Source organism: Novosphingobium resinovorum, from assembly GCF_027922145.1.
GTDB classification, from domain to species: Bacteria; Pseudomonadota; Alphaproteobacteria; order Sphingomonadales; family Sphingomonadaceae; genus Novosphingobium; species Novosphingobium resinovorum.
The window spans coordinates 204,428-218,952 of record NZ_BSFC01000044.1 but is presented as its reverse complement, the minus strand read 5'-3'; the positions used below and the strand labels follow the sequence as shown (position 1 = coordinate 218,952).

The 14,525-nt window shown below is 67.2% G+C and carries 9 protein-coding genes; 3 read left to right on the top strand and 6 right to left on the bottom strand.

Annotated elements, in window-relative coordinates; all coding sequences use genetic code 11:
• Window positions 1–262 precede the first annotated feature (262 nt).
• On the top strand, window positions 263–2,542 hold the full coding sequence (gene katG / locus PKE80_RS23660; protein ID WP_271184618.1) for a catalase/peroxidase HPI: 2,280 nt from the start codon (window positions 263–265) through the stop codon (window positions 2,540–2,542).
• Between the two features lie 228 nt (window positions 2,543–2,770).
• Here the strand turns inward: katG and PKE80_RS23655 are convergent, their stop codons facing one another.
• The gene (locus tag PKE80_RS23655; RefSeq protein ID WP_271184617.1) at window positions 2,771–5,230 is read right to left on the bottom strand and encodes a PhoX family protein; all 2,460 of its coding nucleotides are present in this window, start codon (window positions 5,228–5,230) and stop codon (window positions 2,771–2,773) included.
• Between the two features lie 139 nt (window positions 5,231–5,369).
• Entirely contained in the window at window positions 5,370–6,122 is a 753-nt protein-coding gene (locus PKE80_RS23650; protein WP_271184616.1) for a Crp/Fnr family transcriptional regulator, read from the bottom strand.
• A gap of 264 nt (window positions 6,123–6,386) precedes the next feature.
• On the opposite strand from PKE80_RS23650, the gene PKE80_RS23645 reads away from it, so the two are divergent.
• Window positions 6,387–6,980, top strand: a complete 594-nt coding sequence (locus tag PKE80_RS23645) for a biliverdin-producing heme oxygenase (protein ID WP_271184615.1) — start codon at window positions 6,387–6,389, stop codon at window positions 6,978–6,980.
• Complete coding sequence (locus tag PKE80_RS23640) at window positions 6,973–9,537, top strand: HWE histidine kinase domain-containing protein (RefSeq protein ID WP_271184614.1); 2,565 nt, start codon at window positions 6,973–6,975, stop codon at window positions 9,535–9,537. The genes PKE80_RS23645 and PKE80_RS23640 overlap by 8 nt, the downstream gene beginning before the upstream one ends.
• 232 nt (window positions 9,538–9,769) lie before the next feature.
• Here PKE80_RS23640 and PKE80_RS23635 read toward each other — a convergent pair whose 3' ends face one another.
• The 4 genes from PKE80_RS23635 to PKE80_RS23620 form a co-directional block, all read right to left on the bottom strand.
• Window positions 9,770–11,533, bottom strand: a complete 1,764-nt coding sequence (locus PKE80_RS23635) for a putative bifunctional diguanylate cyclase/phosphodiesterase (RefSeq protein ID WP_271184613.1) — start codon at window positions 11,531–11,533, stop codon at window positions 9,770–9,772.
• 35 nt (window positions 11,534–11,568) lie between these two features.
• Window positions 11,569–12,039 (bottom strand): response regulator, encoded by a 471-nt coding sequence (locus tag PKE80_RS23630; protein ID WP_008831436.1) that lies wholly within the window; start codon window positions 12,037–12,039, stop codon window positions 11,569–11,571.
• Window positions 12,029–13,474 carry a sensor histidine kinase gene (locus tag PKE80_RS23625; protein ID WP_271184612.1) on the bottom strand — a complete coding sequence of 482 codons (1,446 nt, stop codon included), beginning with the start codon at window positions 13,472–13,474 and terminating at the stop codon, window positions 12,029–12,031. The genes PKE80_RS23630 and PKE80_RS23625 overlap by 11 nt, the downstream gene beginning before the upstream one ends.
• 379 nt (window positions 13,475–13,853) lie before the next feature.
• Window positions 13,854–14,345: an asparaginase domain-containing protein gene (locus tag PKE80_RS23620; protein WP_008833648.1), complete on the bottom strand. Its 492-nt coding sequence runs from the start codon at window positions 14,343–14,345 to the stop codon at window positions 13,854–13,856.
• Between the last annotated feature and the right edge of the window lie 180 nt (window positions 14,346–14,525).

The window sequence follows — 14,525 nt, the reverse complement described above, 5'->3', positions numbered from 1 at the left end:
TCCGGTTCGGTCACGCGGTCTCTCCCATGCGCGCTATTCAACAGGATTGTCTATTAGGCCAGCTCGCCTCGCGTTTCCAGAGCCGCCCGCGCGCAACGCCCCGGCGATGGAGCGGCAACAAATCGCGCAGCTCGCTTAACCTTTCGATTTTGATCGCCCTGCCCGATCACTCTCATCGACGAAGCGCACTAACGGTCCCGTCCCTCGGGGCGTACCCTCTGGCCGCCCTTGCAAGGGCCAAAGCAACAGGAGGAGAGAGGCCATGAACACCCCTGGAAACCGCATGCTCGCGCTGATGCTCGGCGCCGCGTGCTGCGCGCTCGCAGCGCCCGCGTCGGCCGCCGAACAGGCCAAGCCGAACAAGGCCGCGACCGAGGCGGAGACGGTCACCGAACAGCCCGCCCCTCCCGCCGGCACCAAGCCCGGCGGCATGTCCAACAAGGACTGGTGGCCCAGCACCCTCGACCTCACCGCGCTGCGCCAGCACGAGGCGCAGTCCAACCCCTACGGTGCCGATTACGACTATGCGAAGGAGTTCGCCACGCTCGACCTCGACGCGGTCAAGGCGGACATCCGCAAGGTGCTGACCACCTCGCAATCGTGGTGGCCCGCCGACTACGGACACTACGGCCCGTTCTTCATCCGCATGGCCTGGCACAGCGCGGGCACCTACCGCGTCGGCGACGGGCGCGGCGGTTCGGACGGCGGCGAACAACGCTTCGAGCCGCTGAATTCGTGGCCCGACAACGTCAGTCTCGACAAGGCCCGCCGCCTCGTCTGGCCGATCAAGCAGAAGTACGGCCGCAAGCTGTCATGGGGCGACCTCATGGTGCTGACCGGCAACGTCGCGCTGGAGGACATGGGCTTCAAGACCATCGGCTTCGCGGGCGGCCGCATCGACGCATGGCAGCCGGACCTTGTGTTCTGGGGGCCGGAAACCAAGATGATGACCGACAAGCGCCGCGACGCGAAGGGCAACCTCAAAGGCCCGCTCGCCGCGACGCAGATGGGCCTCATCTACGTCAACCCGGAAGGCCCGAACGGCAACCACGATCCGATCTCCGCCGCCGCCGACATCCGCCGCGCCTTCGGCAACATGGCGATGAACGACGAGGAGACGCTGGCGCTGATCGCGGGCGGCCACACCTTCGGCAAGGCCCACGGCGCGCATGATCCGAACAAGTGCATGGGCGCCGATCCCTCCTCCGCCGGGACCGAGAAGCAGGGCCTGGGCTGGGAGAACACGTGCGGCAAGGGCAATGCCGAGGATGCCATCACCAGCGGCCTCGAAGGGGCGTGGTCGGCGAATCCGATCAAGTTCACCTCGCAGTACCTCGACAACCTGCTCGGAATGGAGTGGGTTAAGACCAAGAGCCCGGCGGGCGCGACGCAGTGGATTCCCACCGACCCGGCGGCCGCCAACATGGTCCCCGACGCGCACATCAAGGGCAAGACCCACGCGCCGATCATGTTCACCACCGACATCGCGATCAAGCAGGACCCCGAATTCCTCAAGATCGCGCAGCGCTGGCACGAGAATCCCGAGGAATTCGCGCAGGCCTTCGCCCGCGCGTGGTTCAAGCTGACGCACCGCGACCTCGGCCCGCAGGCGCGCTATCTGGGCAAGGACGTTCCGAACCAGACGTTCTCGTGGCAGGATCCGCTGCCGCAGGCGAGCTTCGCACCCCTGGGCGAAGCGGACCAGAGCGCGCTGAAAGCCAAGGTGCTCGCCTCCGGCCTGACGACGCCCGAACTGGTGCGCACGGCCTGGGCCTCGGCTTCGACCTTCCGGGGCACCGACATGCGCGGCGGCGCCAATGGCGCGCGCCTGCGGCTGGACCCGCAGCGCGGCTGGGCGGTCAACGATCCGGCCGAACTGGCCAAGGTGCTGGCGAAGCTGACGGCGGTGCAGGCCGACTTCGCGAAGTCCGGAAAAGCGGTGTCGATGGCCGACCTCATCGTACTGGCAGGCAATGCCGGTGTCGAACAGGCGGCGAGCAAGGCGGGGTATCCGGTAACGGTGCCCTTCACGCCGGGCCGCGTCGATGCGGCGCAGGACCAGACCGACGTGGCCTCCTTCGCGTACCTCGAACCCAAGGCCGACGGTTTCCGCAACTTCTACACGGCGGACTACCGGCTCGACCCGGCCGCCGCGCTGGTCGACAAGGCCGACGCCCTGAACCTGACGGTGCCGGAGATGACGGTGCTGGTGGGCGGCATGCGCGCGCTGGGCGCCAATGCGGGCAAGTCGAGCGCGGGGGTCTTCACCACGACGCCCGGCAGTCTCGACAATGCCTTCTTCGTCAACCTGCTGTCGATGGACACGGTCTGGTCGAAGAGTGCGGCGCCGGGGCTCTATGATGGCAAGGACCGCAAGACCGGCAAGCTGCGCTGGACGGCGAGCCCGGTGGACCTGGCGTTCGGGTCGAATTCGGAACTGCGGGCGGTGTCTGAGGTCTACGCCTCGGACGACGCGAAGCAGAAGTTCGTGGATGACTTCGTCGCGGCCTGGGCGAAAGTGATGAACGCCGACCGGTTCTGACCCTAAATCCTCCCTGTCGCGAAGCGATGGGGAGGTGGCAGTCGCGCCGCGACTGACGGAGGGGGAACCCGCGCGCCTTCGCCCCCTCCACCACCGCTTCGCGGCGGTCCCCCTCCCCATTGCTGCGCAACGGGGAGGATTCCGCACAAACGCCAAGGGAGGAGGCGCCCGCCGGCGCCCCCTCCCCTGCATTCTCCCTCAGGGCATTCTCCCCAAGGGGAGCTTCGATCAGAGACCGATCACGCCGCCATCGTTCTTGGTGATCGCGATCAGCGCCGAACGCGGACGCACGCTGGCGGCCGGCGTGCTGCCGTCTTGCGAGTACGGCCAGTGGCTGGTCGGCGCCGAGTAGGAACCGCCCTCACCCGGATGCTGGATGCCCACGAACAGGGTGCGGCCGTCCGGCGTCTGGTCGATGCCAGTGATCTCGCATTCGACCGGGCCGACGAGGAAGCGGCGCAGGTTGGCCGCAGTCGCCTTGGCACCGACGAACGTGTTCTGCGTGTTGCCCGCGTTGTTCACCGTATAGGCGCCGCCGTCACCGACGTGGCCGGGGATCGCGGCGAGCAGCATGCAGTTGGTGCGGTCGGTCAGCGCGCCGTCGTCGGTCTCGATCCACATCAGCGGATTGATCTGGCCCGAGGGGTTGGTCGAACGCGAGAAGTACGCGCCGTCCGGGCTCGAGAAATCGTTCGCGGTGGTGAGGCCCGAGATGTTGACGTTGGTGGGATCGGCGTCGGTGGAGTCGGCACCGAAGAGGTAGATGTCCCACTTGAACGTCGTGGCGCTGGTGGTGTCGCCATCTTCGCGCAGGCGCACGATGTGGCCGTTCGGGTTGCCGGTCTGTGCCGAGTTCGACGGACCCTTGGGGTCGTTGTACGAGCGCGGGTTGGCGGCGTTGGTGCCGGTGACTGGGCGGAACGAATTGTTCGAGTTGGTCAGCGTCAGGTAGATTTCACCGGTGACCGGGTTGCCCACGGTCCATTCCGGGCGGTCCATCGGCGTCGCGCCCACCGCGTCGGCGGCGAAGCGGGTGTTGACGCAGATGTCGGCCTGGCTGGTGAAGGTATACTCGGGGTAGGTGCCGCTTGCCGGACGCTTCGGGAAGGTCGGGCTGTAGACCAGCGGCAGCCAGGTGCCGGTGCCGTCCGCGTTGAAGCGGGCGACGTAGAGCGTACCGGCGTCGAGGTACTTGTCACCCACCGCGAGGCGGTCGGTGGCGTCGGCATCGGCAGCGGCCCAGGTCTCGTTCGAGACGAACTTGTAGAGGTATTCGCCGCGCGAATCGTCGCCCATGTAGGCGCCCAGCTTCTGGCCGGCGGCGATACGCACGAAGGCGCCTTCATGGCCGAAGCGGCCCAGCGCGGTGCGCTTGCGCGGGGTCGAGGTTGGGTTGTACGGGTCGATCTCGACCACCCAGCCGTACTGGTTCGGCTCGTAGCGGAAGTCGTCGGTAGCGGCGGCGCCGGTGATCGTCGCGTTCCAGCGGGTGAAGCGCGTGTCGGTGCTCGACGCGGTCGACCAGCTGTAGTTGCCCGAGCGGCTGGTGATGCCGTTGCGCCGCAGCGAGGCCAGTTCGGCCGGGGTGCGCTTGGCGTCGTCAGCCGCATCGCGGCGGAAGTAGCCCGCGTAGTTCTCTTCGCAGGTAAGGTTGGTGTTCCAGCCGGTCACGCCGTTGGCGCAGTTGTTGATGGTGCCGCGACCGGCGGTGCCATCCTTCGAGTACGCGGTGACGAGGTAGGCCGAACCCGCCGCCGGGCCGTGGAACGACATCGGCGTGTTGGGGGTGATGCGGCGGTTGAAGGTGCTGTCCTGCTTGTAGGTCCACTTGCGGTTGCCGCCGTCGACATACTCGACGACCGAGACGCCGTGGCACTCGATCTCCTTGAGCGCTTCGGCCAGCGGGCGCGGCGCGGCGCTGGGACCGGCCGGGTGCAGGTAGGTTTCGGTGATGTTCTCGTGGTTCTGGACCATCAGGCCGCGCGTCGAGCTGTTGCGGTCAGGCGTGCCCGAAGCCGAGAGGCCGAAGTAGTGCAGCGCGTCGTGGTGGTCGCCGATGCGCTTGTCGAAGTCGGCGTCGCTGCCGTCGTTGGCATAAGCCGAGACACCGGCGGCGATCGGGTCGCCGAGGCGGGTCATGATCGTGACCGAGTAGCCTTCCGGAACCATCGCGACGTCGCTCAGCGAGTGGGCGACGGCGGTGAAGCCGAGCACCGCGGGCGAGACGCGCACGGTGGTGGTGGCGGTCACGGGCTCGCCGATCAGCGGCTTGGCGCTGAACTGGAAGACGAGATCGGTGGCGGCCGCAACGGCAGGCGCGATGAAGGTCACGGTCGCGCCGCTGCCCATCAGCGCGACTTCGGGTCCGGTGCGCTGGTTCCAGCCCGCATCCTGGCCGTTGCCGGAGACGGTGCCGGTCAGCGTGACGACGCGGCCCGCGCTGGTGGCGACGCTGCTGCCCGCCGAGACGGAGACGGCGCCGCCGATGCTGCCGCCTTCGCCGTCGTCACCGCATGCGGCAAGAAGGCTAGTGCCCATGAAGGCCATCGTGGTCGCCCCGGCGCCGCGGAACATCGCCGAGCGGCGCGAATAGCGCTCCGCCGCCATGCTCTCCAGCGAGCGCTGCGTGGTGTCATTGGTATCGACGTCACCGTCCGTATAGGCGGTGACCGGATTCATCTCGGTCATGGATATTGCCCCCTTATTGGTCGCGAGGGCGAGTGCTAGGGGCCATTCATGACGTGAAAGTGCCAGTTCGATGGCATATCGATGGCGTTATCCTGACCGTATTGCGACGATGACCCGAAACGGCCCGTCGCGACGGGGTTCAACCCTCCTTGGGATAGACGTCCCCGAGCACGCGGCGGAAATGCCCCTCGACCTGGTCGTTGCAGGCACAGGCGCGGTTCTTCAGCCCTTCGCGGTCGAGCACCTCGATGCCGCCGCGACGGGTGCGCACCATGCCGTCGCGCTTGAAGCGCTGCAGGACGCGGCTGGCGTAGCTGCGGCCGATGCCCATCATCGAGGCGAGCTGCTCCTGTGTCATCGTCACGTCGTTGCGCCCGATGCGATCCACGGCCGCCGAGAGCCACTTCGCCGCGCGCTGCTCGATCGTGTGGACGGCATTGCAGGCGATCGACTGGAACACCTGCGCCATCACGCAATCGGCATAGCGCGCGAAAAGATGCGCGATCGCGGGCGAGCGCTCCTTGGCCGCCTCGATATCGCGCGAGGCGATGCGCAGGAACACCCCGTCGTGCAGCACGTTGGCCCGCGCATAGGCCGGGAGCGAACCGTGGCTGACGATCCCGCCCAGCGCCCCTTCGCGGCCCACGAGGATGGTTTCGACCGCCGTGCCGTCCTCCATCTCGACGAAGTAGGAACACATCGCGCCCCCGGTGGGAAAATAGCAGTAATCGACGCTGTCGCCGGGCTGGTAGATGATTTCGCCCGACTTCAACCGGCACTCGCCCAGCTTCGATTCGATCAGCGAGAGGTCGTCCTGCCGCAGCGCCGTGAGCAGGTCGCTGCCGGCGATCGCGGCGGCGGAAACCGGGCTTGTCTGCGGGATCGTGCTCATTTTTGCTCCTTGGGCGGCTCGGCGTGACGCATCGGCGTGACGACCGGAAGGGCCGACGCAAAGTGTCGCGATCCTGCGCCGTCCGGAAACGACAACCCGGCCAAGGCACTACGGTTCCAAGATGCGGTCATAAGTGAACAGACCGGAGGTTTCCGACATGGTATGTGTTACTCAGGAACATTCACCGGGATCATGTGTTCCCGGTCCCAGGCGCGCTTTGTCGGCTCGCTTGCAAACGCCCCCCGGGGCCCTATTCGGATAATCATGCAAGACGCCCTCGGATCGCCCGTAATGCCCGACATGCTGACCGTGCTGCGCGAAGCGACCGGCCCCTCTCACGAGCGGCTGGACGCATCCTTCGGCGCGCTGGACCTGATGACCCGCGACGGGCTCGGGCGCTTCCTTGCCGCGCACGCCGCCGGGCTGGAGCCGATGTTCCCCGCGTTCCGGGGCTTTCTGGAGAGCGAACTCGGCCTCGAATGCCCGGACTATCCGGCCATGCTGCGCGCCGATCTCGATGCTCTCGGCGTCGATGCCGTGCCCTCTATCGAGACGCCTGCCGGGCTCGATGCGGCAGGCGGCGAGGCAGGCATCGCCTATGTCGTCTCCGGCTCGCGCCTTGGCCTCGTGGTCATCCGCCAGCGCGGCTACTGGGGCGAGTCGAAGGGCTTCCGCTCCGCCTACATGAGCGACGGGCGCGGCCACGACGCGTGGAAGGCGCTCGTCCCGGTCCTGCGGACCCGCACATATGCGCCCGATCAGGCGGAGGCGCTGCGCACCGCCGCCCTCGCCGCGTTCGAGACGTTCTCGCGCGCGTTCGCCGCCAGTGCCGGCCTCGCGGCGCGTGTCGATGGCTGACGCGATGCACCAGGTAGACCTGTCCACCTGCGACCTCGAGCCGATCCACATCATCGGCCGCATCCAGAGCTTCGGCTGGCTGCTGTCGTTCTCCAGCGACTGGATCATCAACCACGTCTCGGTGAACTGCACCGACCTGTTCGGCCGCGACGCACGCGATCTCGTCGGCCTTTCCGCCACCGAGTTCCTGTCGCAGGAAGCCCTGCACGACATCCGCACGCGCCTGCAGATCCTCGGCAGCGCGGGCACCGTCGAGCGCATGTTCGAGGTGGACCTGATCGGCGACGGCCGCGTCTTCGACGTCGCCGTGCACAATTCCGGCCGCTCTTTCATATTGGAAATCGAGCCCCACGAAGGCGGCAAGCGCCGCGACTTCGTTTCCTACGTGCGCCCGATGATCGAGCGGCTCCGCCAGTCGCCCTCCATCGAGCAGTTGTGTTCCAGCGCCGCGCGCCATCTGCGCGGCCTCACCGGCTTTGACCGGGTGATGGTCTACCGCTTCGAGGGCGACGGCGCGGGCGAAGTCATCGCCGAAAGCCTGAACGGCATGGTCGACAGCTTCAAGGGCCAGCACTTCCCCTCGTCCGACATTCCGGCGCAGGCGCGCAAGCTCTACACCCGCAACCTGCTGCGCATCATCAGCGACGTCGACGACCCGACGGTGCCGATCATCCCCGCGACCAATCCCAACGGCGATCCGCTCGACCTGTCGATGTCGGGCCTGCGCGCGGTGTCGCCGATCCACATCGAATACTTGCGCAACATGGGCGTGAAGGCGTCGATGTCGGTCTCGATCATGCGGCGCGGCAAGCTGTGGGGGCTGATGGCCTGCCACCACTATTCGCCGCTGACGCTGTCCTATTCGGTACGCACCGCGAGCGAGCTGTTCGGCGAATTCTTCTCTTACCTGCTGGAGCAGAAGGAGACCGATTTCTCGACCGAGAAGCGCGCGGAATCGATGCGCCTCCACGACGAGATCATGGCCCGCGTCGCCGGCGGCGGATCGCTGCTGGAAGCCTTCGACGACTTCACCGATTCGATCCGGCAGGTGATCCCCTTCGACGGCGTCGTCGGCTGGGTGGACGGCCGCTTCATCGGCCACGGCGCGGTGCCCGACCAGACGCAGTTCGCCACCCTCGCGCGGTTCCTCAACACCGCCGGGGCCAGCACGGTCTGGGCCTCGGACAACATTTCCGCGGTCTACCCGCCTGCGGCGGAATGGACGGACAAGGCATCGGGCCTCCTCGCCCTGCCGGTCAGCCGATCCCCCCGCGACTACATCGTGCTGTTCCGGGGCGAGGCGGTGCGTGAGGTGAAGTGGGCCGGCAACCCCGAAAAGGCCATCGAACTCGGCCCTAACGGCGCGCGCCTGACCCCGCGCAAGAGCTTCGAGATCTGGCGCGAGGAGCGGCGCGGCTATTCGCGTCCCTGGACCGACGAGGAAGTCTCTTCCGCCGAAGCGCTGCGCATCACCCTGCTCGAAGTCGTGCTGCGCCTATCGGATGCCGCCAACGTCGAGCGCGAGCAGGCCAGCCAGCAGCAGGACATGCTGATCGCGGAACTGAACCACCGCGTGCGCAACATCCTCAACCTGATCCGCGGCCTCGTCGCCCAGAGCAAGGAAGGCGCGCGCACGATCGACGAATTCGCCGAGATCGTCGGCAGCCGCATCCACGCCCTCGCCCGCGCGCACGATCAGGTAACGCGCAAGGACTGGTCGCCCTCCTCGCTCTACGACCTGATCCGCACCGAGACCGACGCCTATGCCAGCCACTCGCTGGACCGGGTGGTGATCGATGGGCCGGACGCGCTGATCGCCCCCGCCGCCTTCACCACGCTGGCGCTGGTGATCCACGAACTGATGACCAATTCGTGCAAGTACGGCGCGCTGTCGGATTCGCACGGGCAGGTCACCGTGACGCTGAACCGCAGCGACGACGGCGCGCTGGAGATCGACTGGCGCGAGGAAGGCGGTCCGCCGGTCCGGGAACCCACCCGGCGCGGCTTCGGCTCGACCATCATCGAGCGCACGATTCCGCACGAACTGGGCGGCTCGGCCTCGGTGATCTACCCCGTGGACGGGTTGCACGCGCTGTTCCTGATCCCCTCCGACCATATCTCCGGCTTCGAGACCCCCGGCGCGGTCCTGCGCGAGCCGGTGAGCGAGCCTCCGCAACCCGCCGAGTTCACCAAGGAACTGGGCTCCGGCGCGGCGCTGATCGTCGAGGACAACGTGATCATCGCCATGGAGGCGGAGGACGTGCTGCGCGGCTTCGGCTTCACCGACTGCCGCATCGCCGGCTCCGTCAACGCCGCGCTGGGCATTCTCGAAGGCTCCGACGTGAGCTTCGCGATGCTCGACGTGAACCTCGGCAAGGATACCAGCGAGGCGGTCGCCCACGAACTGGAAGCGCGGGCGATCCCCTTCATCTTCGCCAGCGGCTACGGCGAACGCTCGCTGCAGTCCGGCGCGTTCAAGAGCGTGCCGGTGGTGACCAAACCCTACGGCGAACGCGATGTGCGCTCGGCGATCGGGCGGGTGATCAAGGGGCGCTGACCGTCTCCGGTCATTGCGAGCGTAGCGAAGCAATCCAGCGCCGGTTCACGCCGCCCTGGATTGCTTCGCTACGCTCGCAATGACGAGAGCTGGTCATCCTTCTTTGTTCGTCATCCCCGCGAAGGTGGGGACCCAGCTGATGCTTGTGGAACATGAAGCGTCAGGAGATGGGTTCCCGCCTTCGCGGGAATGACGGTGGTGGGGATGGAGATGATGGAGGTGAGAAAGGATCTCACGCCCGCAGCCGCTGGTCCCCGTGCGTAGCATTCCAGCCGTCGACCCAGCCGCGCACGTCCTCGTAAGGCATCGGGCGGCAGATGCCGTAGCCCTGGCCGCAGGTGCAGCCCATCGCCACCAGCATCGCCTGCGTCTCCGGGTTCTCCACCCCCTCGGCCACCAGCGGGATGCCGAGGCAGTCGCACAGCACCACCAGCGAAGTCACCAGCGACTGGTCGAACCGGCTTTCGGTAAAGCGCGCGATGTAGGAGCGGTCGATCTTGATCTCGCGCACCGCGAACTCGCGCAAGTAGCCGAACGAGGTGAACCCCGCACCGAAATCGTCGATCGAGAGCGAAACGCCGTGGTCCTGCAACTGCTCGATCACCCGCTTGGCCTGCGAGGGGTGAGCGATCAGCGCGGTCTCGGTCAGTTCGAGCACGACATGCGCGGGATCGACCCCGTGCGTGCGGATGGCCTCGACGACGTGACCGACGAAGCCCGGCCGCTCCAGCATCCGCGCCGAGACGTTGATCGAGATACCGGCGCCGTCCAGCCCCGGCTCCAGCCGCGCGTACTGGCCCAGCACCGTGTCCAGCGTCAGGTAGGTGAAGTCTTCCAGCAAGTGCGACTGCTCGACCGTCTCGATCAGCGCGTCGGCCGCGACCGGGCCGTTGTCCGGGTGAGTCCAGCGCACCAGCGCCTCGAAGCCGAGAACCTGTCCCGAACGCATGTCCACCTTGGGCTGCCAATGCCAGTTGAACGCCCGCGCGCCCATGGCGTCCTCGATATCGTGGAGCATTGTGCGCTCATCGGCGCGCACCGTGCGGCGCTGTTCGCCGCGCGCGATCACTGCCTTTTCCGCCCCACGCTTGGCCTCGTACATCGCCTCGTCGGCGGCCTCCACCAGCCCCTCGGGCGAATAGCCCAGTTGCGGGCAGAGCGAGATGCCCATCGAGGCGCCGACGTAGAGCAGCCGCCCGTCGTGGACGATCGGCTGCTCGATCAGCTCGGTCAGCTTGGTGGCGACGGCCAGCGCGGACTCGTCGCCATCGACGTTCTGCAGCAGGACCGCGAACTCGTCCCCGCCGAGGCGGGCGATCGTGTCCACCTCGCGCAAGTGCTCGCGCATCCGGCGGCCCAGCGTGATCAGCACCGCATCGCCCGCCGCATGGCCGAGGCTGTCGTTGATCTCCTTGAAGCGGTCGAGGTCGATCATCATCACCGCGAACGGATCGCCGCTGCGCCGCGCCCGCGCGCAGGCCTGCGAGAGCCGGTCGGCGAACAGCGTGCGGTTGGGCAGGTCGGTCAGCGGATCGTGGAGCGAGCGGTGCGTCAGTTCCTCTTCCGCGCGGCGCATGTCCTGCCGGTATTTGCGCCAGGCGATCCCCTCCTCGACCGAGGCCGCGACCCGCTCGGGAGAAAGCGAGCGCTTGGACAGGAACTCGGTCATGCCCGACTTGATCGAGTCCGCCGCGATCTGCTCGTCGGTATGGCCGGTGACGGCGATGATCGGCACGTCGGGGTCGATCTCGGCGCGGATCTCGGGCAGCAGGTCGCGCCCGTCGCCGTCCTTCAGGCCGAAGTCGAGGAAGACGATGTCGAAATGCGCCTGCGGATCGCGGATCATGTCCAGCGCCTCGGCCTGCGAGGCGGCCTGCGCCACGGTGATGTTGCGGGGAACGCGGCGCAGCAGGCGCAGCAATTTCTCCCGGTCGACGTCGTCGTCATCGACGATCAGCGCGTGAATGTCCTGAGTACCTTTGTGCAGGTGGTCCATGGGAGGAAGGGATCCTTGCGTGAGAGGAGCCGCCGTCAGGGCAGCTCCTGCGTGCGGGCATACTTGCCGATGAAATCGGCGAGGCGAGCGAACTGCGGACCGACGGCGGACTTGACCATGTAGCCCGCGACGTGCCCATCGTAGGCACGGCTGCGGTCCTGATCGCGGGCCGAAGTGGAGAGTACGAAGACCACCGTGCGGCGCAGGTCCGGGTCGGCGCGCAGGGCGTCGAGGAACTGGAAACCGTCCATGCCCGGCATGTTGAGGTCCAGCAGGACGATCACCGGCGTTTCTATCTGCTTGTCCGGATGGCGGCCGGTGAGGATCGCCAGCGCTTCCCCGCCGTCACCCGCCGTGACGGTGCGGCAAGGCACCTCGTATTTGCGGAATGAGCGCAGCACGCCTTCGCGCGCGACGTCGTCGTCATCCACCAGCAGCACGGTCACGTCGTTGTAGTTGGCAGTTTTCTTTGGTGCGGATCGGGGTGCGACCAGATCAATCATCATCTTCGTTCTCTCGCAGAAGTATGCGGGGCCAGTGGACTTCGAACCTGGCGCCGCCGAGAGGACCCCGGCCCTGGACGGTCACCATGCCCCCGTGGGCGTTGATCATGCGGCGCGTGAAGGCGAGCCCCACCCCGTCGCCGTCGGTCCCCGGCGAGGCGCGGTGGAACAGCTTGAAGATGCGGTCCTCGTTGCCCGGCGGAATGCCCTGCCCGTCGTCCTCCACCGTGAAGACGGTGAAGCGCCCCTCCTCGCGCACGGCGATGCGGATGTGGCCTTCCTTGCCGCCGTGGTGCTTGACCGCGTTGGACAGCAGGTTGCGCAGCGAAGTGGAAAGCGGCGCACGCGGGGCGACGATGTCGCCGCCCTGCACGTCCACGTCGACCTCGAACCCCTCGGGGATCGCCGTCAGCTCCAGCGCCTCCTCGACCAGTTCGTGCGGGTCGATGCGGTGCATCCGGGAATCGCGCACCCCGGCGCGGGCGTAAGCCAGCAGGTCGTCGATCATCTGCTCCGAACGCTCGATGCGCTGGGCGATGCGGTCGAAGTTGTGCACCACGTCCTCGGGCAGTTCGGTGCCTTCGAGGTCTTCGCGGATCCAGCTTACCAGGTCGGCGATACCCCGCAGCGGCGAGCGCAAGTCGTGGCTGGCGACATAGGTGAACTCCTCAAGCTGCGCATTGGTCTGCTGCAGCGCGCGTTCGGAGCGCTTGCGGTGCGAAATGTCGCTGACGATCGCCATGTAGAGCGGCTGGGCGCTGCTCTCGAATTTGGTGAGCGCGATCTCGACGGGAAACTCGCGCCCGTGGCGGTGCAGCGCGGTGACGTCGCGGTCGCCGCCCATGAGGCGCGACTTGGGGGCGGCCGCGTATCCGGCGATCTGCTCGCCGTGCCTTGCGCGGTATCGCTCGGGCAGCAGCATCTCGATCGGCTGGCCGATCATCTGCTCCACCTTCCATCCGAACTGGACCGCAAGCATGGCGTTGGCCTGCGCGATCCGGCCCTTGCCGTCCACCACCACCACGCCCAGCGGCATGCTTTCGAACATCTGGGTGAAGCGGCGCTCGGCGGTGATCTCGCGCGTCATGTTGCGCAAGTAGACGACCGCGCGGTCGCCCTCCTCGCCCGCGACGGGCGCAAGGGTCGTCGTCACCGTCGGGCGCGAACCGTCGGCGCCGTGCAGCACCATCTGGCGCGACCAGGTGCCGCGCGTCTCCATCGAAACCTTGAAGAAGACCTCGAACATCTGCCGCAGCGTCTCGGCATCGTCTTCGGCGAACCACATGAAGAACAGGCTGTTGCGCAGCGCCTCGGCATCGGGCTCGGCCAGCAGCGAGGCGGCAGCGGCATTGCCGAAGGCGACCACGCCCGCCGCATCGACGATCAGCGCGGCGATCGGGGCATGGACCAGCGGCGCGTGGATGTCGGTTGTCGTCATCGGCGTCGCCAGCATCGCGTGTCCTGTCCTGCGGGAGACGTGATGCCGAACGAGCTTGAACTTCGTTGCAGCCACGGCCTCCGGGTGGAGCGCCGGAAACCGCGCTGCGGCCCCCGTACCCGACGAGGGGTACACCGGGACGGTTATCGACCTGCGAAGCCAGACCTAGGGAGCTGTCCCTAGACCCGGCCTGTCGCAACGATTGCAGTGGTTAAATTTGTGTGAGAGCGGCCGCTGTCCATGCGCTCGGGGCCGCGCGCAGCACTTTCGTCATCCCCGCGAAAGCGGGGACCCATCTGATGCCAGTGCAACACGAAACGTCAGGAGATGGGTTCCCGCCTTCGCGGGAATGACGACGTTAAACACGCAAGAACTGCCCTCAGCGCGCGACGAACTTGCCCGCCTCGCGGTCCTTGCGGACCTTCAGCGCGTCGAACACGGTGCCGCTCATGGTGATCCAGATGCCCGGCCCGGCCGATTGGCAGCAGCCGAACGCCATCCCCAGGTTGAATGCCGCGTCGCTCTCGGCGAAACGGGCGGGCTGCATGGCGCCGCACATCACGACGGTCTTGCCCTCGATATGGGCGAGCGCGGCGGCAGTGTCGGTCATGGTGTCGGTGCCATGGGTGATGACGACATGGCTTTCCGGCGCCCCGGCGACCGTCGCGGCGATCAGCGCGCGGTCCTCGTCGGTGAGTTCGAGGCTGTCCTTGCGCAGCAGTTCGACGACGCGGAACGGATGCGCCACGCGGGCGGTGGCCAGCAGCTTGCCGATCACGCTCTCGACGATCTGGTACTCGCTCAGCGCGTCGAAGTACTGCTTGTCGATGGTGCCGCCGGTGGTGATGACGAGAATGGGTGCCTGGTTCATGCGCGTTCCTTACTGCGGGACGGGCGGGTTTCCAATTCCTTCGTAGGTAAGGGGGCGCTTTGCCGATGGGGCTTCGAGAGGCTGTGCCTAACCCTTCGACAAGCTCAGGGTGAGCGGGAGTAGCGTAATGCCCTATCAACTCCGCTCAGGCTGAGCCTGTCAAAGCCCCCGCCGCACACG

Bases quoted from the DNA above. Each gene is read 5' to 3' on its own strand.
- PKE80_RS23640 (WP_271184614.1), top strand. From the start codon at position 6,973: ATGGCTGACGCGATGCACCAGGTAGACCTGTCCACCTGCGACCTCGAG.
- PKE80_RS23645 (WP_271184615.1), top strand. From the start codon at position 6,387: ATGCAAGACGCCCTCGGATCGCCCGTAATGCCCGACATGCTGACCGTG.
- PKE80_RS23620 (WP_008833648.1), bottom strand. From the start codon at position 14,345: ATGAACCAGGCACCCATTCTCGTCATCACCACCGGCGGCACCATCGAC.
- PKE80_RS23630 (WP_008831436.1), bottom strand. From the start codon at position 12,039: ATGATGATTGATCTGGTCGCACCCCGATCCGCACCAAAGAAAACTGCC.
- PKE80_RS23635 (WP_271184613.1), bottom strand. From the start codon at position 11,533: ATGGACCACCTGCACAAAGGTACTCAGGACATTCACGCGCTGATCGTC.
- PKE80_RS23655 (WP_271184617.1), bottom strand. From the start codon at position 5,230: ATGACCGAGATGAATCCGGTCACCGCCTATACGGACGGTGACGTCGAT.
- PKE80_RS23625 (WP_271184612.1), bottom strand. From the start codon at position 13,474: ATGACGACAACCGACATCCACGCGCCGCTGGTCCATGCCCCGATCGCC.
- katG (WP_271184618.1), top strand. From the start codon at position 263: ATGAACACCCCTGGAAACCGCATGCTCGCGCTGATGCTCGGCGCCGCG.
- PKE80_RS23650 (WP_271184616.1), bottom strand. From the start codon at position 6,122: ATGAGCACGATCCCGCAGACAAGCCCGGTTTCCGCCGCCGCGATCGCC.